23 protein-coding genes are annotated in these 24,653 nt (G+C 44.0%); 16 read left to right on the forward strand and 7 right to left on the reverse strand.

From position 1 onward, the window contains the following. Positions 1 to 29: 29 nt before the first annotated feature. Genes glpK through AC4PHB_RS00715 form a run of 3 tightly spaced genes read left to right on the forward strand, consistent with a single transcriptional unit; the run spans position 30 to position 2,893 of the window. Complete coding sequence (glpK, locus tag AC4PHB_RS00705) at positions 30 to 1,532, forward strand: glycerol kinase GlpK (protein ID WP_492136775.1); 1,503 nt, start codon at positions 30 to 32, stop codon at positions 1,530 to 1,532. Continuing rightward, the gene (locus tag AC4PHB_RS00710; RefSeq protein WP_492136776.1) at positions 1,533 to 2,117 is read left to right on the forward strand and encodes a nucleotidyltransferase family protein; all 585 of its coding nucleotides are present in this window, start codon (positions 1,533 to 1,535) and stop codon (positions 2,115 to 2,117) included. Continuing rightward, positions 2,114 to 2,893, forward strand: a complete 780-nt coding sequence (locus tag AC4PHB_RS00715) for a purine nucleoside phosphorylase YfiH/LACC1 family protein (RefSeq protein WP_492136777.1) — start codon at positions 2,114 to 2,116, stop codon at positions 2,891 to 2,893. Before AC4PHB_RS00710 ends, AC4PHB_RS00715 begins: the two co-directional genes overlap by 4 nt. Positions 2,894 to 2,952: 59 nt before the next feature. On the opposite strand, the gene AC4PHB_RS00720 is transcribed toward AC4PHB_RS00715, so the two are convergent. The 3 genes from AC4PHB_RS00720 to AC4PHB_RS00730 are packed head-to-tail and all read right to left on the reverse strand — an operon-like array spanning position 2,953 to position 5,929. Further along, positions 2,953 to 3,978 (reverse strand): electron transfer flavoprotein subunit alpha/FixB family protein, encoded by a 1,026-nt coding sequence (locus AC4PHB_RS00720; RefSeq protein WP_492136778.1) that lies wholly within the window; start codon positions 3,976 to 3,978, stop codon positions 2,953 to 2,955. A gap of 10 nt (positions 3,979 to 3,988) precedes the next feature. Continuing rightward, positions 3,989 to 4,777: an electron transfer flavoprotein subunit beta gene (locus tag AC4PHB_RS00725; RefSeq protein WP_492136779.1), complete on the reverse strand. Its 789-nt coding sequence runs from the start codon at positions 4,775 to 4,777 to the stop codon at positions 3,989 to 3,991. A 12-nt stretch (positions 4,778 to 4,789) separates the two neighbouring features. Beyond that, complete coding sequence (locus AC4PHB_RS00730; protein ID WP_492137779.1) at positions 4,790 to 5,929, reverse strand: acyl-CoA dehydrogenase; 1,140 nt, start codon at positions 5,927 to 5,929, stop codon at positions 4,790 to 4,792. A gap of 277 nt (positions 5,930 to 6,206) precedes the next feature. On the opposite strand from AC4PHB_RS00730, the gene AC4PHB_RS00735 reads away from it, so the two are divergent. Genes AC4PHB_RS00735 through AC4PHB_RS00750 form a run of 4 tightly spaced genes read left to right on the forward strand, consistent with a single transcriptional unit; the run spans position 6,207 to position 10,266 of the window. After that, entirely contained in the window at positions 6,207 to 7,391 is a 1,185-nt protein-coding gene (locus AC4PHB_RS00735) for a hypothetical protein (protein WP_492136780.1), read from the forward strand. 43 nt (positions 7,392 to 7,434) lie between these two features. After that, complete coding sequence (locus tag AC4PHB_RS00740) at positions 7,435 to 7,851, forward strand: OsmC family protein (protein ID WP_492136781.1); 417 nt, start codon at positions 7,435 to 7,437, stop codon at positions 7,849 to 7,851. A gap of 14 nt (positions 7,852 to 7,865) precedes the next feature. Then, positions 7,866 to 9,101, forward strand: a complete 1,236-nt coding sequence (locus AC4PHB_RS00745; protein ID WP_492136782.1) for a Zn-dependent hydrolase — start codon at positions 7,866 to 7,868, stop codon at positions 9,099 to 9,101. A gap of 1 nt (position 9,102) precedes the next feature. After that, a complete protein-coding gene (locus AC4PHB_RS00750; protein ID WP_492136783.1) occupies positions 9,103 to 10,266 on the forward strand; it encodes an amidohydrolase in 1,164 nt (387 codons plus the stop codon). Between the two features lie 15 nt (positions 10,267 to 10,281). Here AC4PHB_RS00750 and AC4PHB_RS00755 read toward each other — a convergent pair whose 3' ends face one another. The 3 genes from AC4PHB_RS00755 to AC4PHB_RS00765 form a co-directional block, all read right to left on the reverse strand. Beyond that, positions 10,282 to 12,135, reverse strand: coding sequence for a helix-turn-helix domain-containing protein (locus AC4PHB_RS00755; RefSeq protein ID WP_492136784.1), 1,854 nt, complete (start codon positions 12,133 to 12,135; stop codon positions 10,282 to 10,284). A 15-nt stretch (positions 12,136 to 12,150) separates the two neighbouring features. Further along, positions 12,151 to 13,374, reverse strand: coding sequence for a tyrosine--tRNA ligase (tyrS, locus tag AC4PHB_RS00760; protein ID WP_492136785.1), 1,224 nt, complete (start codon positions 13,372 to 13,374; stop codon positions 12,151 to 12,153). Between the two features lie 280 nt (positions 13,375 to 13,654). Then, positions 13,655 to 14,029, reverse strand: a complete 375-nt coding sequence (locus tag AC4PHB_RS00765; protein ID WP_492136786.1) for a class II SORL domain-containing protein — start codon at positions 14,027 to 14,029, stop codon at positions 13,655 to 13,657. Positions 14,030 to 14,178: 149 nt separating this feature from the next. Here AC4PHB_RS00765 and AC4PHB_RS00770 point away from each other — a divergent pair, with 149 nt between their 5' ends. From AC4PHB_RS00770 to AC4PHB_RS00795, 6 genes are all read left to right on the forward strand, one after another. After that, complete coding sequence (locus AC4PHB_RS00770; RefSeq protein ID WP_492136787.1) at positions 14,179 to 15,309, forward strand: THUMP domain-containing class I SAM-dependent RNA methyltransferase; 1,131 nt, start codon at positions 14,179 to 14,181, stop codon at positions 15,307 to 15,309. Positions 15,310 to 15,322: 13 nt separating this feature from the next. After that, positions 15,323 to 15,850 (forward strand): cob(I)yrinic acid a,c-diamide adenosyltransferase, encoded by a 528-nt coding sequence (locus tag AC4PHB_RS00775; RefSeq protein ID WP_492136788.1) that lies wholly within the window; start codon positions 15,323 to 15,325, stop codon positions 15,848 to 15,850. A 173-nt stretch (positions 15,851 to 16,023) separates the two neighbouring features. Further along, positions 16,024 to 17,148, forward strand: a complete 1,125-nt coding sequence (locus AC4PHB_RS00780) for a SpoIIE family protein phosphatase (protein ID WP_492136789.1) — start codon at positions 16,024 to 16,026, stop codon at positions 17,146 to 17,148. Positions 17,149 to 17,201: 53 nt separating this feature from the next. After that, positions 17,202 to 18,506, forward strand: a complete 1,305-nt coding sequence (locus AC4PHB_RS00785; protein ID WP_492136790.1) for a glucose-6-phosphate isomerase — start codon at positions 17,202 to 17,204, stop codon at positions 18,504 to 18,506. 66 nt (positions 18,507 to 18,572) lie between these two features. After that, on the forward strand, positions 18,573 to 19,352 hold the full coding sequence (locus AC4PHB_RS00790) for an enoyl-CoA hydratase-related protein (RefSeq protein WP_492136791.1): 780 nt from the start codon (positions 18,573 to 18,575) through the stop codon (positions 19,350 to 19,352). 13 nt (positions 19,353 to 19,365) lie between these two features. Next, positions 19,366 to 20,214: a 3-hydroxybutyryl-CoA dehydrogenase gene (locus AC4PHB_RS00795; protein WP_492136792.1), complete on the forward strand. Its 849-nt coding sequence runs from the start codon at positions 19,366 to 19,368 to the stop codon at positions 20,212 to 20,214. A gap of 33 nt (positions 20,215 to 20,247) precedes the next feature. Here the strand turns inward: AC4PHB_RS00795 and murC are convergent, their stop codons facing one another. Further along, positions 20,248 to 21,657, reverse strand: a complete 1,410-nt coding sequence (murC, locus tag AC4PHB_RS00800; protein WP_492136793.1) for a UDP-N-acetylmuramate--L-alanine ligase — start codon at positions 21,655 to 21,657, stop codon at positions 20,248 to 20,250. A 237-nt stretch (positions 21,658 to 21,894) separates the two neighbouring features. Here murC and spoVG point away from each other — a divergent pair, with 237 nt between their 5' ends. From spoVG to AC4PHB_RS00815, 3 genes are all read left to right on the forward strand, one after another. Further along, positions 21,895 to 22,158, forward strand: a complete 264-nt coding sequence (spoVG, locus tag AC4PHB_RS00805) for a septation regulator SpoVG (RefSeq protein WP_128426542.1) — start codon at positions 21,895 to 21,897, stop codon at positions 22,156 to 22,158. Positions 22,159 to 22,288: 130 nt separating this feature from the next. After that, positions 22,289 to 23,674, forward strand: coding sequence for a bifunctional UDP-N-acetylglucosamine diphosphorylase/glucosamine-1-phosphate N-acetyltransferase GlmU (glmU, locus tag AC4PHB_RS00810; protein WP_492136794.1), 1,386 nt, complete (start codon positions 22,289 to 22,291; stop codon positions 23,672 to 23,674). Between the two features lie 11 nt (positions 23,675 to 23,685). Further along, a complete protein-coding gene (locus tag AC4PHB_RS00815) occupies positions 23,686 to 24,633 on the forward strand; it encodes a ribose-phosphate diphosphokinase (RefSeq protein ID WP_492136795.1) in 948 nt (315 codons plus the stop codon). Positions 24,634 to 24,653 lie beyond the last annotated feature (20 nt).

Here is a 24,653-nt window from a genome sequence, read left to right on the forward strand (position 1 = left end):
TATACATAACGATTGGAGGTGCATTGGAATTGAGTGATGGATATATATTGGCTCTGGATCAGGGCACAACAAGCTCAAGAGCAATTCTATTTGACCATAGGGGTAATGTAGTTTCAGCTGCTCAAAAGGACTTCAGACAGATTTATCCAAGGGCCGGGTGGGTCGAGCATGATCCTCTTGAAATTTGGGCTACCCAGTCAGGAGTAATTAAGGAGGTTGTAGAGAAAGCCTCTGTAAAACCTGATGATCTTAAAGCCATAGGGATCACAAACCAAAGGGAAACTACCGTAGTGTGGGACAAGAACACTGGGACACCGGTTTATAACGCTATAGTTTGGCAATGCAGAAGGACCGCTGGCATATGCCAGAGGATGAAGGATGAAGGCTTGGGCGAATATATTTCAGAGAATACCGGCCTGATCATCGATGCTTATTTTTCAGCAACTAAGATCAAATGGATACTTGACAACGTTGATGGAGCGAGAGAGAAAGCTGCAAGAGGAGACCTTCTATTTGGAACTATAGATACCTGGCTGATCTGGAAGCTGACCGCAGGAAAGATCCACGCTACTGATTATTCAAATGCCTCAAGGACAATGCTTTATAACATCAAGTCCCTGGAATGGGATGAAAAGATCCTTAAGTATCTTGACATTCCTAAGACTATGCTCCCGGATGTATTGCCTTCTTCAGGGATCTTTGGATATACGGAAGAAAAGGATTTTGGAGGCAGTGTTCCTATTTCAGGCGCTGCGGGTGACCAACAGGCGGCTTTGTTTGGACAGACCTGCTTTGAACCGGGTGAAGCGAAGAATACCTATGGGACAGGCTGCTTTATGCTTATGAATACAGGAGACAGAATGATCAGATCAAAAAATGGTCTGCTGACGACGATAGCCTGGGGTCTGAACGGCAGCATAACCTACGCACTTGAGGGCAGTATATTCGTTGCAGGCGCTGTAGTTCAATGGCTTAGGGATGAGATGAAGCTTATAAGGACAGCTGCAGAATCAGAGATGTTGGCTTCCTCGGTGCCGAACGCAAACGGAGTGTATGTAGTCCCTGCCTTTGTAGGCCTGGGAGCCCCATACTGGGATATGTATGCCAGGGGGACTATTGTGGGAATAACGAGAGGCTCTAAGGCAGAGCATATAATAAGGGCATCCCTTGAATCCATAGCTTACCAGACTAAGGAAGTTCTGGATTCAATGGAAGAGGATTCAGGGATATCTCTTAAGGCATTGAAGGTTGATGGGGGTGCAGTCGCCAATAACTTCCTGATGCAGTTTCAGGCAGACATATTGAATACTCAGGTAGAGAGGCCTTCAGTAACTGAAACTACAGCCTTGGGAGTAGCATATTTGGCAGGGCTGGCTGTGGGCTTTTGGCAGAGCAAAGAAGAGATAATTGGGAACAGGATATTGGATAGAGTATTCAAATCCGATATGGATACTTCCTTAAGGGAGAAACTGTACAAAGGATGGAAGAGAGCTGTGGAGAGATCCAGAAGCTGGGAACCTGAGGAGGATTAAATGATAGACGGAATAATACTGGCATCCGGATTTTCCAAACGAATGGGGAAAAACAAGCTTTTGCTGTCACTGGGATCTGATACTGTTGTTGAGAAGGTTATACTTGCTGCAAAGGCTTCAGGGCTTGGTAGAATAATCCTTGTATGCAGAGATGAAAGATTGATGGAGATAGGGAGAAACCTTGGCGTAACGCCGATCATGAACAAGAATGCCATACTCGGTCAGGCTGAAAGCGTTAAGCTTGGAGTTGCGGCCTCTGATGCTGACGGCTACCTTTTTCTCGCGGCTGATCAGCCATATATAACCCCTGGATTTCTTGATCTTTTGATAGAAAAGCATATTCAAACGGGGAAGGGAATAATTGCGCCCGTATTAAGAGACAAGATAAAAATGCCGATTCTATTCTCTGGAAACTACAAGGGTGATTTACTAAAAGTCCATGGTGAGCACGGAGGCTTTGAAATCATTGAAGATAATCCTGGGGACATAGAGTTTGTCCAAATTGAGAATGAAAAGCTGGTTGCAGACGTAGACACCTTGGATGACTACAGATGGATCATGGCTAATGGAGGAGAAGGATCATGATGGATCATATTTTGGTCAACCACAAAGGGCATCAGTTTCTAACCTTCCCGGAGCTTGTACAGGCTGGGCTGTTGATATGTATGACTACTGGTGATATGGATATTGGTACCTCCACAAATGGAGATGTGGAGTCTATAAGAAGTAATCTAAAGGTTGCATTTGAAGTACTTGGCAGTGAGCCTGAGCTTCTATACAACGGGTACCAGGAGCACACGGACAATCTTGAAATGATAAGCTCTTTTGAGCAGGGGCTGGTTAGTCCCTACGGAAGATTCATACCATCAACTGATGGACTTATAACCGGTATGACCCAGGTATGTCTTTTGACGAGATTCGCAGACTGTGTTCCGATCGTACTATTTGACAGAAAAAATAAAGTCCAAGCAAATATCCATTCAGGGTGGAAGGGTACTCTTTTGAAGATAGGGGAAAAAGGAGTCCATGCAATGAAGAAGAATTTCAACTCAATGGGAGAGGATATGATTGCTCTTATTGGGCCTTCGATTGGAAGAGACGATTTTGAGGTGGAATGGGATGTTGCATCCAGGTTCATTGAAATACACGGCCATATTCCTGGAGCGGTACGTAAGAAAAATGATAATAAATACCTTGTCGATCTTCAACTTATAAACGAGGAGCTTCTCCTGCGCGGAGGGATCCAGAAGGAGAACATCCACATCATACCCATATCAACCTTTTCGGATAAGCGCTTCCACTCATACAGAAGGGACCAGGCATCCTACGGACTTATGGGGATGCTTACTATGATAAAATAACCACTTATATAAGAAGCTCCCAGTCACAGTACCGGGAGCTTCTGGTATATTTAATTATTTTAGTAAGGTCTTTCTCTGTAACGCTTGATTTCCTGGGTAAGCTGTGGAAGTATTTCCAGCGCATCACCTACAAGGCCTATATTGGCTACGCTGAATATCGGTGCCTCTGGATCCTTGTTTATGGCAATAATATAATCTGACTTTTCCATTCCGGCAAGATGCTGGACCGCACCCGAAATACCGCATGCAATGTATACCTTAGGCTTTACAGTCTTACCTGTTTGACCAACTTGATGGTCCTTTGCTATGTAGCCCTTGTCAACAGCTCCTCTTGAAGCACCTACTACAGCGCCCATCATATCTGCACATTCCTGGAGCACATGGAAATTATCTCCTATCCCTCTTCCTCCTGATACTATTATATCGGCCTTGGTAATATCCACAGCCATGTGGTCCTTATGCATTACCTCGAGAATCCTTACAGGATCGTTGATATGGTCGATAGAAACCTCTCTCTTATCCACCTCGAAGTGTCTATGCTCATCCTTATGGAGCATTTCCATTACCCCTGGTCTTATAGTCGTCATTTGAGGTCTCTTCGTTTCATTGATTATCGTACCAAAAAGGTTGCCTCCGAATGCAGGTCTCGTAACATACAACAGACTTGAGTCAGAATCCTCGGGATTCAGCTCAAGCTTGGTTGCGTCAGCAGTGAGACCGGTGTCGCATCTGGCAGCTATCCTTGGAGCCAGGTCTCTTCCCATTACTGTAGCTGGTACAAGCACTATGTCAGGCTTGTCAGTCTCTATCATACTGGTAAAAAGAGAGGTGAAAATCTCAGTACTATAGTGTTTTATACTCATGTTATGCAGGAAGATGACCTTATCAGCACCATACCAGCCAACCTGTGCTGCAACGTCGTCGGAATGGTCCCCGATCAATACTCCCACTACCTTGTACTTAAGCTGGGGTCTTCCATTAACTAGTCTTGCCGCTTCACCTAAAAGCTCCAGAGATGCGTCATGGACCTTTCCGTCCTTTACCTCACAGAAAACATATATATCCTTGTATTCGTTTAGATTCATATTATTCACCCTACTTTCCTATAAACTTGAAATCGACCATGATATCGAAGACTTTTCGTGCTGCTGCCTTGCCGTCAAGGTGAAGTATATCTGAATTCTTGTGGACTTCCTTGGTAAAGGTCTTTTTTACCTTTGTGGGTGAGCCCTTTAGTCCAATTAACGACTGATCTATCTCAATATCATCAAAGGTCATGATTTTGATATCTCTCTCAAATGCATGACTGATCCCCTTTACGTGCATGTACCTCGGAGCCGCAAGAGTGCTTAGAGTGGTGATCACACAAGGGAGAGGAGACTCAACAAGCTCATAAGTGCTCTCCAAAGCTTTCTTTACTACTATTTTTCCATCCTTTACCGCGACGATGTCATCAACATATGTTATTTGTGGAAGGCCCAGCTTTTCAGCTGTCTGTGGTCCAACCTGAGCTGTATCACCGTCTATAGCCTGACGGCCTGCAATTATAAGATCAAATTCCAGTGTTCTGATAAGAGCTGCCAGTGTATTGGAGGTAGCCCAGGTGTCAGCTCCGCTGAATTTCATGTCGCTTAGTACTATAGCCTCGTCGGCTCCCATTGCATAGAGCTCTCTCATCATATTTTTTGCCTGAGGAGGCCCCATGGTTATGCATGTAACCTTGGCCCCCATGGAATCCTTAAGCCTAAGAGCAGCTTCAAGACCTGCCAGGTCGTCCGGATTGGTTATCGTCGGTACGCCGGCTCTAATTAGAGTCCCAGTTTCCTTATCGATCTGCATTTCAGTTGTATCGGGTACTTGTTTTAATAAAACCAGTATATTCATAGCATTCTCCTATTATCTCAATATTTTACTTGCAATAACCATCTTCTGTACCTCTGAGGTACCCTCATATATCTCGGTTATCTTAGCATCTCTGAACATTCTCTCAACTGGATAGTCCCTGGTATAACCATATCCGCCATGCAGCTGTATAGCCTTGGTAGTCGTCTCCATAGCAACCTCTGAAGCAAACAATTTTGCCATAGCAGCCTCCGTACTGTAGCTTTGATTTGTATCCTTCAGGTAAGCCGCTCTATAAACCAACAGCCTTGCTGCGTCGATCTTGGTTTGAAGCTCGGCGATCGTAAATTGTGTGTTCTGGAAGGCTGCTATTGGCTTTCCAAACTGCTTTCTTTCCTTCACGTATTTTACCGCCTCATCAAGAGATCCCTGTGCAATACCAAGAGCCTGTGCAGCGATACCGATCCTTCCTCCGTCAAGAGTGGACATAGCTATCATAAAGCCCTTACCCTCTGCTCCAAGGAGATTTTCCTTTGGAACCATGACATCCTTGAAAATAAGCTCAGTAGTTGAACTTCCCTTTATACCAAGCTTGTGCTCAGTTTTGCCAATAGAAAAGCCCTCCATCTCCTTTTCAAGTATAAAGGCAGAAATACCACGGTTACCCTTTGATTTGTCAGTCATGGCAAATATAACATAAGTGTCGGCATAACCACCATTTGTTATGAATATCTTCGATCCGTTGATCCTGTAATGATCGCCTTCTCTGATTGCAACCGTTTGCTGCATTGCTGCATCAGTTCCTGCATTTGGCTCTGTCAATCCAAATGCACCCAGCTTTTCGCCGCTTGCCAATGGTATGAGATATTTCTCCTTCTGTGCTTCGTTTCCGTAGGTATAGATCGGATTGCATCCTAGAGAGGTATGGGCTGAAAGGATTACACCAGTTGTGCCGCAGACCTTTGAAAGCTCCTCCACAGCTAATATGTATGAGAGGTTATCTCCATCTGAACCACCATACTTGCTTTCGAATGGTATTCCCATCATACCTATAGCCTTCATTTTCTCGACCGTTTCAACAGGGAATCTTTCCTCCTCGTCGATATCTGCCGCAATCGGCTTTACTTCCTTTTCAGAAAACTCCCGAAAAAGCTTCCTCATCAATGCTTGCTTTTCGCTTAGATCAAAATGCATTGCCTTACTCAACAGCTTCACCCCTTATTATTGATAAAATAGTAACAATATTAGTCAAAAAAATATTCATATTGTTAAATAAATCACTATACACTATTATAAAACATCTGAAACATAAATCAAGGCATTTGAGAATATTTGATAAAAAATAATCAAATTAAGATCATTCGTTAAGTGATATTTCAAAATATTTATTTAATATTTGGTTTATACACCATAGAAATTAATCCAATTTACTGTTATACTTTAAAAGAATACAAAATAAGGGAGGTATACTATGAGTTTGTTGATGGCTTTTTCAGTTGTACTTATCGTACTTTCGCTGGGCGATCTTGTTTCAGCAAAGACTAAAGCATTTGTACCATCGGTTTTCGTATCGGCATTATTGTTTTTATTCGGATTTTGGACATTCTTCCCAGCAGACATAGTAGCACTGGCTGGATTCCAGATGCCAGTGGTAACTCTATCCATGTACCTGTTGATCACTCACATGGGTACTATGCTTTCTGTTAGAGAGCTTGCAGCTCAGTGGAGAACCATCGCAGTTGCATTGATAGGTATAGTTGGTATCGTCGCTTTGACTATGACAGTCGGAGCTGCAATCTTTGGCTTTGAAACAGCACTGGTTGCTACACCTCCATTGACTGGAGGTATCGTAGCTGCTATCGTCATGATGGACGCTGCTACTGCAGCTGGCAAGGATAATTTAGCAATACTTGCAATAATCATGTATGTAATGCAAGGCTTCGTAGGCTATCCTCTGACCGCAATTATGCTAAAGAAAGAAGGAACTCGACTTGTTAATGGATTTAGAACTGGCGAGTTCAAGCATGTTAAGGACGAGGCTAAGGCAGTTGACGCTCCTGCTAAGAAGAAGCTATTGCCAGCTCTTCCAAAGGACTATCAGACAACCTATGTAACACTTGCAAGGCTTGGATTGGCTGCATGGGCAGCAGTTGCATTTGCAGGCTTCATCAAACCAGTTATTGATATTTCTCCATTCGTTATGTGTCTTTTCTTTGGAGTAATAGCTCAGGAAATAGGATTTGTTGAACAAAGACCTTTGAACACTTCAACATCATTCGGATTCCTAATAACAGTTCTTATGGCTTACGTATTTGCTGGACTTTCAAGAGCAACGCCTGCAATGCTTATGGAAATAGTAGTACCATTGGGCGGTATAATTATACTTGGAGTTACAGGTATGGCGATCCTATCCATATTACTTGGGAAAAAGCTTGGTTATACTAAGGAGATGTCCTTTGCAGTTGCACTTACAGCACTGTACGGCTTCCCTCCAAACTACATCCTCACTGAGGAAGCCTCGAAGGCTATTGGTAAGACACAGGAGGAAAGAGATTTCCTTATGGATGAAATGCTTCCCAAAATGCTTGTAGGGGGCTTCACTACAGTCACTATAGTCTCAGTAATAATAGCAGGTATATTCGTCCAGTACATGTAGTATAAAGCGCCTTCGAAGGGCGCTTTTTCATAGGAGGTAATTTATGCATAGGATAAAGTGCAATTGGGATGGAAACATGAAATTTACTGCAGCAGATGAGTTTGATCACAAGGTATCTATGGACCTTTCAAGAGAAGCAGGCGGAGATGACGAGGGATTCAGGCCCATGCCTATGCTGCTGGTCGGCTTAGGAGGTTGTATGGGAGTGGATGTAAAGATAATCCTGGAGAAGATGAAGCTAAACATCACTTCACTGGATCTGGACATAACGGGTGAGCTGGATGAATCCACGACCCCAAAAACCTACAAAAAAATAAGCATCCTATTCAGCATCGGCGGTGAAAGCCTGGAACAGGAAAAACTGGAGAGGGCTATAGCCCTTGCAGAAGAAAAGTACTGTAATGTCAGCGCTATGTTGTCCAGGATATGTGAGCTGGAATATAAAGCAGTTATAGTTTAGAGAGGAGGGATGTTATGATAACAAAGCTTGAAAGAATAGAAAGAGACCTGGTAGAGCTCTCAAGGTTCAACAGCAGCAAGGATGGAGGGTTGACCAGATTCTCTCTGACAGAGGAAGACAGGGCAGCAAGAAACTACCTGAAAAGCGAGCTTGGTAAACTTGATGTCAAGATCTATGAGGATCATGCGGCCACTCTTTTCGCTAGAAGAGAGGGTACAGATCCTGATGCACCGGCAATAATGATAGGCTCACATTTCGATTCAGTAAGGAACGGGGGAAACTTCGACGGCCCTGCAGGTGTAGTCATGGCCCTGGAGATAATGAGGACCCTTGATGAAAACAAAGTCAGAACCAAGTACCCCATCGAGTTTGTTGCTATGATCGAGGAAGAAGGCGGAAGATTTGGTTCAGGAGTATTTGGCAGCAGAGCAATGGCTGGACTTGTTACCTATGAGAATCTTCTAGCAAATAAGGACAGCGAGGGAGTATCGATGGCTGAAGCTTTGGAAAAATTCGGCTTTGACCCTCGCAGGATAGGTGAATCGAAAAAAGATCCCTCAGAGGTAAAGGCATTTATCGAGCTTCATATCGAGCAGGGACCTATCCTTGAAAAAAACAACAAGGATGTTGGCATTGTTGAATTTATAGTTGGTATAAATGAGTTCAAGATAATACTTTCAGGCAGACCTGATCACGCCGGGACTACTCCGATGGACATGAGAGCAGATGCTCTTAGCGTAGCGGCTAAGGTGATCTCAAAGATCGACAGTTACCCTGCTGCGGAAAATAACGGAACAGTAGCTACTGTAGGTGTACTTGAGGTAAAACCGGGAGCTGCAAACATAGTTCCTGCACAGGTTGTGTTTACTGTAGATATCAGGTCTAAAGATCAGGATAGCATTAATAGGGTCAGAGAGAAGATAATCAATGATCTGGAGCAGCTGACAGATGCTTCGGGAGTATCATACCAGTTTGTTGATATGCTTAATGTTAAGCCGGTCAGAATGAATGAAGTTATGATCGGGATGTTTGAGGAATCAGCAGAAAAATTGGGCTTATCCTACCAGATGATGCTGAGCGGAGCCGGACACGACGCTATGATAATGGCAGCTGTCAGTGAAGTTGGGCTAATATTTGTGCCAAGTAAAGATGGAAGAAGCCATTGTAAGGAAGAATGGACAGACTATGATAAGCTTCAAAAAGGAATTGAGCTTATCTACGATACTATTATTAAACTAGGGGAGGCATAAAATGGAAATCAAGGAACTAATGACTAAGTATCAGGACTATTCAGTAGGTATGAGAAGGCATTTTCACGAAAATCCCGAGCCAAGCATGAAGGAATTCAACACTCAGAAAAGGGTCATGGAAGAGCTTCAGGCTATGGGCATAGAGCATTATACATGTGGCGGGACAGGAGTTGTTGGTATTATCAAAGGGAAAGGACCTGGAAAAACCATCGCACTTAGAGCTGATATGGACGCTCTTGAGGTCCAGGAAGAGAATTCAGCCCCTTATAAATCAAAGATCGTGGGTATGATGCATGCATGCGGTCACGACGGACATACTGCAAGTCTTCTGACGGCAGCCAAAATGCTCAACGAAATTAAGGATGAATTTAATGGTACTATCAAGCTGATCTTCCAACCTGGCGAGGAAGTTGCCCAGGGAGCCCTTGCTATGATCAAGGACGGGGTAATGGAAGGAGTAGATGGCATCTTCGGTATCCATATCTGGAACGATGTCGAGACTGGTAAAATTTCCTGTGAAGCTGGTCCAAGAATGGCATCTGCTGGAATGTTCAAGGTCTATATCACTGGTAAGGGCGGTCATGGTGCAATGCCTCATCAGACGGTTGATGCTTCAGTAGTGGCATCTGCGATAGTAATGAACCTGCAAACCATAGTAAACAGAGAGGTAGCTCCTTCAGATCCTGCAGTAGTTACAGTTGGAATGATCAGAAGTGGTTCCAGATGGAACGTAATCTCCGGCGAGGCTTATATGGAGGGAACTACTAGATGCTACAGCATGGATGTAAATAATGCCTTTGAGGGTCAGATCAAAAGAATAGTCGAGATGACTGCACAAGCCTATAGGGCAGAGGCTAGATTGGAATATACTCAGATGACTATCCCGACGATAAATGATCCAATGATGTCTGCTATCGCAGCTGAGTCATCCAAAAAGTTAGTTGGAGAAGAAGGCGTAATAACTTTCGAGAAGACCTCCGGCGGGGAAGACTTTGCATTCTTCTCAGAGTATGCTCCGTCAGCATTTGCATTCGTTGGTTCAAAGAATACTGGAAAGCTGGATAATTATCCACACCATCATCCAAAATTCGATATTGATGAGGATGCACTTGGAATATCCGCTGGGCTTTATACCCAGTTTGCACTGGATTTCCTGAGCAAATAACAATTGCCCTGATTCCTATAAGGAATCAGGGCATATTTTTTTCTCAAGCTCAGGATATATCGAAATGATCTCGAAGGCCAACTGAAGCTTAAGCCTCTTCTCGTAATCGTCAAGGTCCAGACTAAGAATATCCTTGACCCGTGATAACCTATAAGTAAGAGTGTTGCCGTGGATATGGAGAATATCCCTGGTGCTGGACCAATTACCACAGCTTTTGATATAAATCTTCAAGGTTTGGTAAAGCTCAGTCCGTGAGGACCCTGGATATTCAGAGAGAGGATGGAAAGTCTTGATCACAAATTCCTCAAGCTCTCTTTTGTCAGCCTTAAGAAGGAACCTTTTGACCTCGAAATCCTCATAAAAAATACATTTATCCCTCAGACTTTCAATCGGAACTAGTTCAAAAAGTCTGAAGGTATAGTCATAGGTAGTACGCAGCTGCTTCCAGTCGTCGATCCTCTCGCTTACCACCATAGAGAGCTCTGGAGAGTATCTGTGGGAGTATCCGAAGCCGGTAAAATAACCAGCCACATCCTGATGGAATTTCAAAATATCCTTACGAGTGGGATTTTTGGTATCGTCAAGCAGCACGATGATGATATTCCCCTTCAGCAATGAAAGGCTATTTTTGAATCTCTGCAAGGCTAATGCGTTTACTTCCTCGTAAAGATGCTTGATCAGCTTATAATTTGAAACCTGAATTTTTGGAAGCTCCAGCCTTATCAAAAGGAGTCTGTGAGGTCTTTCAAGGTCGACCTTGTATCTTTTTGAAAAAGCCTCGATGGAGTCCAGGCTTCCTGAATTCATAAGGTTGTCGAATAGATCTCCCTTTATAGACTGCTCAAGGTTAAACATTTCATTATGCTTTATCATGTCAAGTGCAACTGCGTTAGTGCACTTCTCTATGGCTATTTTATCAAGCTCGTTGATGTCTCTTGACCTAAGTATGACTCCTACCCATCCCATAAGCTCATTTGCAGGTGTGATAGGGTATAGCATCACCCAGTTCTTAAGAGTTTCAGAAAAATGTATGCTTTCGTCATTTTCCAGCATATGATCAAGCAGACTTGATTTTTGAAGGGAGAGAGTATCTCTTGACACTGAGAAATCACCACAGTAGCTTATGATGGAATAAAATGAGTCAATGACGAAAACATCGCTCTGCAGGAGCATCGACACTTCTCGAACAATATCATCAATAGTACTTTTTTTAAGGATCATCTCAGTAAATCTGTTATGAAGATAAGTTGAATACTGATACCGGTTCTTTTCGATCTCAAGCATCTCACTGTAGCTTTTTAAGTCCCTCTGATTCCTTATCTCATTCTCATGTATTTCGGCATTCCTAATTGCTATAGTTGCCTGCACTGAGATAAGCTCCGCAAGATAAACGTCATCCTCAGTCAAAGGGTCCTTCCCGACATAGTTGTCCAGAACAAATACCCCAATGCATTCATCCTCATGGATAAGCGGACAGCTTATCGAGCTTTGAAGATCCTTCATGGGCTTGATTATCTTCTCGTCAAGCATCCTTCTGTTTTCAGGCTCCATAAAGTCCATAAGCTCCATCATCTCTTGATTGCTCTTCAGGTGCAGAGTCTCCTTTCTGACAAAGGTTATCCCGGTTATGGACTCCCCTGGCTTTAATGAGATGGACATATCGCTAAAGCCGAAGGAGCATTTTGCCTTTAACATACTGCTATCCTTGTCATAAAGAAAAATTATGCCAATATCTGCCCGGCTGATAAGTCTCAGAGTTGTCTTCATAAGCTCCTCAAGTATGAAATCGATATCCTTAGAGGCATTGAGCAGCTTAGTTGCCTCCAGGATATTTTGAAGCTCCAGTATCCTCTTTTCTGAATTCTGCATTGGATTCCCTCCAAATCAGATTTTTACTTGGTGATACACCTTTTTGCCTTTTCTGATCAATATCCTGCCTTCTTTAAAATCCTCAATCGTTACAAGCTTGTCAACAGCCTCTACCTTCTCGCCATTTATAGTAATGCCGCCTTGCTCGACAAGACGTCTTCCTTCACTGTTTGTCTTGATCAACCCAAGCTCTCTCATAAGATCCAGAATGCCTATCCCATCTCCGAAAATCCCTGGATCCATGTCGGTTGAAGGAATTGACTCCGAATCCGCATCGCCTGCAAATAGCGACCTCGATGCCTCCAAGGCTTTATCTGCATCATCCTTGCCATGGACCATTTGAGTCACCTCATACGCCAGGACCTCCTTGGCAGTATTGATCTCAGCATCCTTAAGCGAACCCAGTCTTCTAACTTCATCCATAGGAAGGAAGGTCAGAAGTGCCAGGAATTTTTCAACATCTCTGTCATCGACATTTCTAAGGTACTGGAACAGTTCATACGGGGAGGTCTTTTCCCTGTCCAGCCAGATTGTACCCTTCTCAGTTTTGCCCATCTTTGTTCCGGATGCAGTTGTTAGGAGCTTGAAGGTCATCCCGTATACCTTGTCCTGTTCAAGCTTTCTCACAAGCTCATAGCCTCCGATTATATTTGACCACTGGTCGCTTCCTCCAAGCTGCATCTTGCAGTTGTGATGCCTGTACAGGTACAGAAAATCATAGCTCTGCATCAACATGTATCCAAATTCGAAAAATGTAAGTCCCTGCTCCAGCCTATTTTTGTAGCAGTCGAAGGTGAGCATCCTGTTCACTGAGAAGTGGACTCCGATCTCACGCATGAAGTTTACGAAATTAAGATCCATCAGCCAGTCAGCGTTATTCACCATTATAGCCCTGTCGTCGTTGAAGTCCAGGAATCTCTTGAACTGCTCCTTAAAGCATTCTGCATTGTGGTCTATTATCTCTCTTGTCAACACTCTTCGCATATCCGACTTTCCGGAAGGATCCCCGATCATCGTAGTTCCACCGCCAAGTAGAGCTATAGGCTTGTGACCAGCCCTTTGCATATGCATCATTACCATCATCTGAAGGAAATGCCCCAAGGTAAGGCTGTCTGCAGTTGCGTCAAAGCCTATATAGAATGCTACGGATTCCTTCTCCAGCAGCTCCCTAAGCTCCTCCTCATGTGTTGCCTGATCGATGTAGCCTCTTTCACTCAAAACGTCAAATACATTTGCCATAGAAAAACCTCCTGAAAAAAAATAAGGGCTTTCTCCTCCATAAGGACGAGAAAACCCGTGGTACCACCTTAATTCGCAAAAAGCCTCATGCTGCGTATGGTGCAGCTCTACCAAAAGACTCAGGATCGTAATTCAGTGCCGTGCTCTGCCGATTTTCCACCAACCTCAGCTCTCTCTAAAAACATTACCAACTACCTACTTGCTCCATCATCGTCAATATAAAGTTAACCTCATATTAATACAAGCAGAAGGCAATGTCAAGATTCTATTCAGCTGCGAATTACTCTGTAACTGCTATTGCAGCCGAGTTTTCCCACAGACCGTGGATATTGCAGTAGCTTGCTGCAATGATCGAGCCTGAAGCAGGAACCTTGAATTTAAGTACTCCAAATGGGCTGGTAAGCATTTCAGACTCACCGTGAGCAGCAAATGAGAAGGTAGCTATCTCGACTGGGAATTTGCCCTCGTCTGTCTTGAAATAGACCTTGATCCAAGCTATGTAGTGCTCAAAGGTATTGGGGTGTGGGATTTCTTGGCCAACAAGGACCTTGACCTCAAGCTCTTCACCTTTTTTTGCAGTCTCTGGGGCGTGGATGACCGGTACGTGTTTTTCTCCCTTCCAGTCTCCGCTTTGATACATTGTACCTATTTTCATAACTCATTCCTCCTTGAATGTTTTGTTACTTTATACCCCTCATATGAGAAGTTATCACAAAAAGTATCACAGGAAATCCTTCTTTATCATCAGGCCTGATTAAAAGCACCAAAACTTGAGTATACTTAGGACAGAGAGGAGCGTTGCTTATGAAGGATATCTGCTTGATAGCCACCACCACCTTTGGTCTGGAGGCAGTTGCCAAAAGAGAGCTTGAGGCTCTGGGATATGAAAATATAAAGGTTGAAAATGGGAAAATTGAATTTAATGGAGGTCTTGAAGATATTGTCAAAACCAATCTGTGGCTGAGGACCGTGGATAGAGTTCTTGTAAAGCTTGCTGAATTTGAAGCAACCAGCTTTGAGGAGCTGTTCCAGGGAACTAAGGCAGTCCAATGGGCAGATTGGATACCCGAGGACGGTGCCTTCATCGTCGAGGGAAAAAGCCTTAATTCCAAGCTATACAGTATTTCTGACAGCCAGAGGATCGTTGAAAAAGCGATAGTGGAAAAGCTAAAGGAGAGGTACCCTATTGAATGGTTTTCAAAGTCAGGAGCCAGATATCGAATCGAGGTATCGCTGCTAAAGGATATTGCGACCATAACTCTTGACACCTCAGGTGATGGGCTGCATAAAAGAGGCTACAGAGACAGGGCAGGCGATGCTCCCATAAAGGAGACCCTTGCAGCAGCAATGATATTACTCAGCTACTGGAATAAGGACAGAGTCCTTCTGGATCCATTCTGCGGATCAGGAACGATTCTTATTGAGGCAGCAATGATTGGCAGGAACATGGCTCCTGGCCTGGACAGAAGCTTTGATGCTGAAAAATGGAGCAGTATACCCTCTGAGGTATGGAGCAGTGAACGCATCAAGGCGCGAAATGCAATAGATTTCAGCTCCCAGCTGAAGCTTCTGGGCTGCGATACAGATAAGAGGTCGATATTAAGAGCCAGAGACAATGCAGCAAATCTTGGGCTTGAGGATGACATTGCTTTTTTTATGAAGGACATGAGGGATGTTGACATAAACGACGAGTTTGGGGTAGTTATAACCAACCCCCCATATGGCGAACGGATGGGAGAAAGAGAAGAGGTAAGAAAGCTTTATACAGATTTTGGAAGCAAATTCAGACCTCTTGAAACCTGGTCAGTGTATGTCATAACCTCGAATGAGGAATTTGAAAGCCTTTACGGGAAAAAGGCCGACAGGAAAAGGAAGCTATACAATGGCCGAATAAAGGTAGACTATTATCAATTCTATGGGCCAAGACCAAAGTAGGAGGTAGAGAGATATGGGTATTTATACAAAGACTGGAGATAAGGGAACGACCTCCCTGTTCGACAACAAAAGGGTCACGAAGGATGATATAAGAGTAGAAAGCTATGGTACCGTCGACGAGCTTGGCTCATTTCTTGGACTGGCCAAGAACTTCGTAAAGGAACCGGAAATGAAGGAGCAGATCTTCACCATACAAAACAAGCTTTTTACCGTTGCTACAAATCTGGCTACCGAGGATCAGACGAAGGTGATGTATAAGATCAAGGAGGAGGACATAAAATATCTGGAGGGGATAATCGACTTGTATATGGGTAGATTGAATGACCCCACAGGCTTCATCGTACCTGGATCCAGCGCTGAATCTGGCTATCTCCATGTAGCAAGAACTGTTTGCAGAAGGGCAGAAAGAAGGATCGTCAGCCTCACAGGTGTTGCTGAGGTAGATCCCCTTGTTGTAAAATACGTCAACAGATTGTCAGATGCGATTTATGCAATGGCAAGGTATTCTGAGGATCAGCAGAGCTCGGTTAAGTATCAGTGAACCTTTACAACTGAATTTGGCATCGAATGAGCCAGAATTTTGCCAAACACTCAATTATACTGTGGAAATGTCACTAATTATGGTATACAATTATGGTAATCACCGTTTTGATCGGTAAGGGGCACGACTAATAGTTAATTCTTTATCAAATTGCCCGGCTTGGAGTGATGATCATGATTGATGGAAGAAAAATCATAAACGAGGGAATGGATTACATCGAGTATGGAATCCTGAACCACCATGTCCTAGAGGGTATGGCTGATTGGGTCCGGGTTGTGGACCTTAAGGGCAAGGTAATATTTGCCAACAGTGCTATGAGAAAGGCTCTCGGAGAGGATATCGTAGGAAGAGAATGCTACAGATCATATTGCAAGGATGAAAGATGTACCTTCTGTATAACCAATAAAAGCATTGCAACAGGGGAGACCGTTCAAAAGGAAGAGATAATCAACGGTCAGTATTATTCTGTCAAAAGCTCCCCCGTAAAAGACAGCAACGGCAAGATAAATGCTGCTGTCGAGGTATTCCGAAATGTTACCCGTGAGCGTAAGCTTGAGCTCGAGCTTATCGAGAGAAACAAGAAGATAAGCAAGGATCTCCACTTTGCAAGAAGGATACAGGAAAAGGTCCTTCCAAAAAGAGGAGCCGTAGACAACGTTACCGTAGACTACATCTACAAGGCGTCCGAGATGTTGAGCGGAGATATGTTTGATATCTTCCACATAGACGACAGGACGCTTGGGATATATATATGCGACGTTGCAGGCCATGGGATTGCAGCCTCGATGATGACCATGTTCATCAAGGAAACCATGAGAAGCATCAAGGATGAGATCAGGAAACCATCCGAGACTCTTGAGGAGCTCCATAGAAGGTTTACTGCACTGGATCTTGAGGCGGATAAGTATTTCACAATTTTTTATGGAGTTTACGACAAAGAGACACATAAGCTGACATATTCCAATGCAGGCCATAATTGCTACCCGATCAAATTCAACTCAGGCCACATAGAGCCGTTGAAAATAAAGGGATACCCAATAACGATGCTGTTTGGGGAGGTTACCTACAAGGAGAAGGAGGTTTCCCTGGAAAAGGGAGACAAGGTCCTTCTATATACAGATGGGATAACTGAAGCCAGGGACCACAATGATGTGCAGTTTGGAATAGAAGGTGTACTTGAGACGGTAAGAAAAAATCCAGACAACATGCTTAAGGAAATAGAGGATAAGTTCATTATCCACAGCTGGGGAGAGCAAAATGATGATTATGCCCTAGTACTGCTGGAGGTAATGGAATAGGAGATTAACCCGGAATTTGATTCTGGGTTATATTTTTAGACAGGAGGGATACTGTGTTTATTGAATTTGATTATTCAAAGGGCTTTATCAAGGAACATGAGATCGAGATAATCAAACCGCAGGTAAATATCGCCCACCAGCTTCTCCATGACAGGAAAGGACCGGGGTGTGAATTCACAGGCTGGCTTGACTGGACTGAAGTAATCGATAAGGAAGAGCTTGGCAGGATCAGGATAACTGCTGAGAGGATCAGACAAAATGCAGACATACTTCTTGTGATCGGCATAGGAGGCTCTTATCTTGGAGCAAGAGCGGCAATGGAGGCTCTGACACACAGCTTCCACAATCTTCTGGATAAAGGCACAAGAAAGGCCCCACAACTGATTTTCGTAGGAAATAACATGTCTCCGAAATACTATTCAGATGTTATGGACCTTCTTGATGGACGGGAGATATACATAAACGTCATATCCAAGTCGGGAACCACAACTGAGCCTGCTGTAGCCTTCAGACATTTCAAAAGCTATATGGAGAAAAGGTATGGAGTGGAGGAGGCATCTACGAGGATAGTTGCAACAACAGACAAGACAAGAGGAGCACTTAAGACCCTGGCTGATAAAGAGGGCTACGAAACCTTCACCATACCTGACGACATCGGCGGAAGATATTCTGTTATGACGGCAGTAGGGCTGCTTCCACTGGCATCGGTGGGGATAGACATTGACAGGATGCTGGAGGGCGTTCATGCCGCGGCCATAGAATACAGCAACCCAAGCCTGGAAGAAAACAATTGCTACCAGTATGCTGCAGTCCGCCAAATATTAAGCAGGAAGGGTAAAACCATTGAAATACTTGCAAGCTATGAACCATCGCTGCAGTATCTTGGAGAATGGTGGAAACAGCTTTATGGTGAATCTGAAGGCAAGGACGGCAAGGGTATATTCCCGGCAAGCGTAAGCTTCACAGCAGATCTTCACTCCATGGGGCAGCTGATCCAGGATGGAGCCAGAAATATTTTTGAAACTACCATTGTGGTAGAGGATCATTTAAGGGACATAGTCATCAAGGGAAGTGACGTAGATCTTGACGGCTTGAACTACCTCCAGGGCAAGACTATTGGAAATGTAAATAGAAAGGCATACGAGGGAACCGTTCTTGCGCACCTGGAAGGGGGCGTACCCAACCTGGCGATTTCTATACCAAGGCTTGACGAGTACTCCTTCGGCAACCTTATATACTTCTTCGAAAAGGCATGCGCTATCTCCGGATATATCCAGGGAGTAAATCCATTCGATCAGCCCGGAGTCGAGCAGTACAAGAGAAATATGTTCAGGCTTTTGGGTAAATCCGGATATTGATCAGGAACAACCTGATATTGCCATTTTCCTTGTATTGATATATTATAATCAATGGGAGGGATGGAAATGACTTATGAGCATTTGAAGATCAATAAAAGCGGAAGCATTGCAACTCTTTCTATCAACAGGCCTGAGGCACTGAACGCATTGAACTCAAAGCTCCTTATTGAGCTGAAATCAGCCGTTGAATCAATAGCTGCCGACGAATCGGTACATGTTTTTGTGCTTACGGGTGAGGGCAGAGCCTTCGTAGCCGGTGCTGATATAGCAGAAATGAAGGATATGGATCCGGAAGGTGCCAGAGGCTTCGCGAAGCTTGGTCTGGAGGTATTCAGGGCTATCGAGCTTATGGACAAGCCCTCAATAGCGGCAGTCAATGGATTTGCCCTTGGTGGCGGCTGCGAGCTTGCCATGTCCTGCGATATAAGGATCGCTTCAAGCAAAGCTAAGTTTGGCCAGCCTGAGGTAAGCCTGGGAGTAACTCCGGGTTTTGGAGGAACAAACCGCCTGGCGAGGCTTGTAGGGCCGGCTAAGGCAAAGGAGCTGATCTTCACGGGAGATGTAATAGATGCTCTTGAGGCAGAGAGACTTGGCCTTGTAAACTCAGTGGCCGAACCAGAGGTCCTGATGGAGAAGGCTATGGAGCTGGCAGAGAAAATTGCATCAAAGGGTCAGCTGGCTGTCAGATACTCAAAACAAGCGATCAACAGAAGCTTTGAAACTGATGTCGAGACAGGGATGGAGATAGAGAGGAATCTTTTCAGCCTCTGCTTTGCAACAGAGGACCAAAAGGAAGGAATGGATGCATTCCTGAATAAAAGAAAGCCTGAATTTAAGGTAAAATAATGGAGGTGCTATTATGAAGAAGGTAAGCATACTTGGCAGAGGGACTATGGCATTGGGTATAGTTCAAATATTTGCCGAAAGAGATTTTGATGTGAATGTATGGGTCAGATCCATTGAGGAGAGCAATCCAAGAGGAAGCGTGGCTCCCATAGCAAAAACCCTTGAGAAGCTCGTTGCCAAGGAGAAAATAACTGCAGAGCAAATGGAAAAAACACTATCCAACATTACAATCACAACTAATCTTGACGACGTTTCAGACAGCGATCTGGTAATCGAAGCGATATCTGAGGATATGCAGGTCAAAAGGGAAACATTTAAAAAGCTGGACGTGCTATGCAAGGAAAGCACCATACTTGCTACCAATACATCGTCACTTTCAATAACTGAGATAGCGAATTCGACCGGAAGACCTGACAAGGTAATAGGTATGCACTTCTTCAATCCGGTGCCCTTGATGAAGCTGGTTGAAGTAATAAAGGGACTAGCAACCTCAGATGAAACAAAGGATGCCATCGTTGAACTGTCGAAATCCCTTGGGAAAACTCCAGTAGAGGTAGCTGAGGCTCCGGGCTTCGTTGTGAACAGGATACTTATCCCAATGATAAATGAGGCTGTAGGAATACTTGCTGACGGAGTTGCAACTGCAGAGGATATTGACGAGGCCATGAAGCTTGGTGCAAACCACCCAATAGGGCCATTGGCTTTAGGTGATCTGGTAGGACTCGACGTATGCCTTGCAATAATGGACGTACTCTACAGTGAATATCAGGATCCAAAATATAGAGCTCATCCACTCCTAAGAAAGATGGTAAGGGCAAATCTGCTTGGAAGAAAAACCAAGAAGGGCTTCTACGCTTATTGATATATAAAAAAAATTTAACCCCCAAATCGGGGGTTAAATTGCTTTTTGGCTGTCTGCACCAAATCTATTCAATAGATTGGTCCCTACCTGATATATATTTCCAGCTCCCATAGTTATTACCGTATCGTGATTTGAGGCTTCCTTGAGTATATAATCCTCGATCTCATCGAAGGATCCCAGATAAACTGCTTCATAACCTCTCCTGCGAATAAGCTCTGCAAGATCTCTGGAATGCACCTCGCCATTGTCAAGCTCTCTAGCTGCGTATATGTCGGCGATTATAATTCTGTCAGCATCTGAGAATGCCTCTGAGAAGCTGTCCAGAAGTATCTTTGTCCTGGTGAAGGTATGTGGCTGGAATATGCAAAATACCTTTTCATTAGTGGAATTTCTTATGGCATTTAGTGAAGCCTTGATCTCAGTGGGATGATGGGCGTAGTCATCGATTATCCTGACGCCTCCCATAAAGCCCTTCAGCTCAAGTCTTCTGTGGACGCCTCCGTAGGACGATATCTTCTCCAGGACGAGGCCCCTGTCCACACCCATAGAATAGGAAGCAGCGATAGCAGCTAATGCATTATAAACATTGTGCTTGCCCATTACGCTAAGAGTTAAGCTCCTCTCGTAGCTGCCCCCGACGAAAAGATCGAAGGAAGGGAATCCAAGTGAATCAAAGGATATATTTCTAGCCATAAAATCTGCATCCTGATCAATACCGATTGTTACTACTAAGCCCCTGCAAGCCCTTGAAAGCGATCTAACATGATTATCATCAGTATTTGCGATCAGTACATCCTTTTCGGTAAGGTTGTCTACAAACTGCCTGAAGGTATCAGTTATGTGGTCTATACTTTTGAAAAAATCCAGGTGATCCTCGTCAATATTCAAAACTATTGCCATAGACGGACGGTATTTAAGGATATTTGCCTTGTATTCACATGCTTCGGTAAGCAAAAACTCACTTGTTCCCAACCTTACGTTGCCACCTATTGAGTCAAGCTCTCCACCAAGCAATATGGTGGGGTTCATCTGTGGATTATTGATTATAGTAGCGATCATGCTGGTTGTAGTGGTCTTTCCGTGAGTACCCGATACAGCGATCGAATTCTTGTAATTTCTCATCAAGGAACCCAAAAATGAAGCTCTGTCTATTACAGAAGCACCTGATTCCCTTGCAGCTATCAGCTCGATATTGTCCGGAGAGATCGCGTCGGTAAATATTATAAGCTCAGCATCTCCGATGTTATTTGGAGAATGTCCAATATGGATAGTTGCACCAAGCTCCCTCAGATGCCTGACTATATGGCTGTCAGAGTTGTCAGTTCCTGAAACCTGGTAGCCCTTGCTAAGTAGTATCTCTGCCATTCCGCTCATGCTGATGCCGCCTATCCCAATGAAGTGGACCTTATTATAGGCTCTGGCATCAAAATCAAATTCAAACATTTATTTTCCCCCTGAATATACTCGGTTATGATGGCACGGCGCTCATCGCATATGCCTTGTCCCTGCCATTGAATGATTATATCATACCAAAAATAATATTAAAGAACAAATTTCTACGCTGAAAACAAAAAAACTAATAAAAAATTTACAATTTTCAAAAAAAAAGAAGGATTTTTGAAAAATATGTAGAATAAATATAGTAAATGCAATTAATGTGTCGGGGAAGGTGGTGAGACAATGAAGATTACTGACGTAAGGGTAAGAAAGGTTACTGAGGAAGGCAAAATGAAGGCGATAGTTTCAGTTACGTTTGACGATGAATTCGTCGTTCACGACATTAAGGTCATCGAGGGACAAAATGGACTATTTATTGCCATGCCGAGCAGGAAGATGGCTGACGGTGAATTTAGAGACATCGCTCACCCAATTAATGCCACCACAAGGCAAAAGATCCAGGAAGCCGTCTTTTCAGAGTATGAGAAGTCGCTGACAGCAGAGTAAAAAGGGCCCAATGGGCTCTTTTGCTTTATATAGGAGTTTTTATTTAAAATATTGGTGATTTGGGGTGGACTTATAGGTTAAATGGGTTAAAATATTATAGAGGCATTTAAAAAAGAGGTGTGTAAATCATATGAAAATAAGCATTGTATTGGCTGCAGGGGAAGGCACCAGGATGAGATCCAACCATGCAAAGGTAATGCACAGGGTATGTGGCAGACCGATGCTGGAGCACGTGCTTAATGTATCTGCGAAGGCAGGTATCAATAAAAATTTAGTTGTAGTGGGACACAGGAAGGAAGATGTCCTGGGGGAAATATCCGGAGAGGATATAGTTTTCGTGGAGCAGCCGATGTATGATGGAGCACCCTACGGCACCGGCTTTGCAGTTATGCAGGCTCTGCCGCATATTGAGAATGACAGTACGGTCGTAGTACTATGTGGAGATACTCCGCTTGTAAAGCACGAAACTCTTAAGGCCTTGATGGAATATCACGAAGAAAACAGTAATTCCGCCACTGTCCTTACTACTATCATGGATGATCCCGCCGGATACGGAAGGATCATAAGAAAAGATGATGGAACAGTCCTGGAGATAGTGGAGCAAAAAGATGCTTCTGATGAGCAGAAAAACATAAGAGAGATCAACTCTGGGATATATTGTTTTAAAGCCTCCTCACTGAAGGAAGGTCTGGAAGAAATAAGCAACGACAACAGCCAAGGGGAATACTATCTCACTGACGTAATAGGCATTCTCAACGGTAGAGGACAAAGGGTCGGTGCTCTGGAAGCTTCGGACTCCAATGAGATCATGGGAGTCAATTCTAGAGTGCAGCTGGCTGAGGCAGAGAATATAATGAGAAACAGGATCAATACCTTCCATATGCTGAATGGCGTAACCATAATCGATCCTGACAGAACGTACATTGAGGAAGGGGTAGAGATCGGCAGGGATACTGTTGTCCATCCCGGAACGATCCTGCAGGGCAGGACAGTAATTGGAACGGATTGCCAGCTTCTTGGAAGCTCAAGGATCAGAGACAGTAAAATAGGAAGCTGCGTTGATATAGATTCTTCTCTGATAGAAGAAAGCATAGTCGGGGACGGTACCCATATAGGGCCCTACGCTCATCTAAGACCAAAGAGTGTCCTTGGGGAACATGTTAAGATAGGCAACTTTGTAGAGGTCAAGAATGCAAACATATCAGACGGCTCAAAAGCAAGCCATCTTTCCTATGTGGGAGACGCTGATGTCGGCAAGGATGTAAATATAGGCTGTGGAGTAGTTTTCGTAAACTATAACGGAGTCTCAAAATCCAGGTCCATAGTAGGAGACCATGCATTTGTGGGAAGCAACTCAAATCTTGTCGCTCCGGTCGAGGTCAAAGAATGGGGCTATATAGCGGCAGGATCGACGATCACAGACGACGTGGGGGAAGGTGAGCTTTCCATAGCAAGAGCCAGACAGGTAAACAAAGAAGGCTGGGTTGAGAAAAAGGGCTTCAAAAAACATAAATAGGAGGAAGTAAAATGAACCTTTGTCTTGGAGGAGTAAAGGTATTCACCGGCAATGCCAACAGAGATTTAGTCAAAAAGATTTGTTCTGAGCTGAATATCCAGCTTGGGAACTGTGATGTAACACATTTCAGCGACGGAGAGATAAACGTAAATATCGGAGAAACCGTAAGAGGCTGCGACGTCTACATAATTCAGCCCACCAATTCACCTGTAAATGACAACCTGATGGAGCTTTTGATCCTTATCGATGCTGTTAAGCGAGCTTCAGCAGGCAGGATAAATGCAGTTATCCCCTACTATGGCTATGCCAGACAGGACAGAAAAACCAAGGCAAGGGAACCAATAACAGCAAAGCTGGTTGCAAACCTGATAACGACGGCCGGAGCGGACAGAGTAGTATCGATGGACCTCCACGCAGGTCAGATCCAGGGATACTTCGACATCCCCGTGGATCATTTGTCCTCCATTCCATTGCTTGCAAATTACTTCAAGAAGATAATCGATGAAGATACAGTAATAGTATCTCCTGACCTTGGAGGGGTAACGAGGGCAAGAACCTTTGCCAACATCCTGGATCTTCCGATTGCAATAATTGAGAAGAGAAGACCTAAGGCAAATGTTTCAGAGGTAATGAACGTAATAGGTGAAATCGAGGGAAAAAATGTAATACTTGTAGATGACATAATAGACACTGCAGGCACGATTGTAAAGGCTGCAAGCGTTCTGAAGAGCTTTGGCGCCAAGAAGGTCTACGGCTGCGCAACTCATGGCGTTCTTTCCGGACCTGCATTGGACAGGATCCACAACTCAGAGCTGGAGAAATTCGTAATAACTGATACTATTCCATTGTCAGACGAGGCCAGGATAGACAAGATAGAGGTAGTAAGCGTAGCTCCGCTATTCGCAGAGGCAATAAAGAGGATCAATTCCAACGAATCAGTAAGCATAATTTTTGAATGATCCGTTATTGGGAGATGGTC

Source organism: Gudongella sp. QWL-04 (assembly GCF_058683975.1).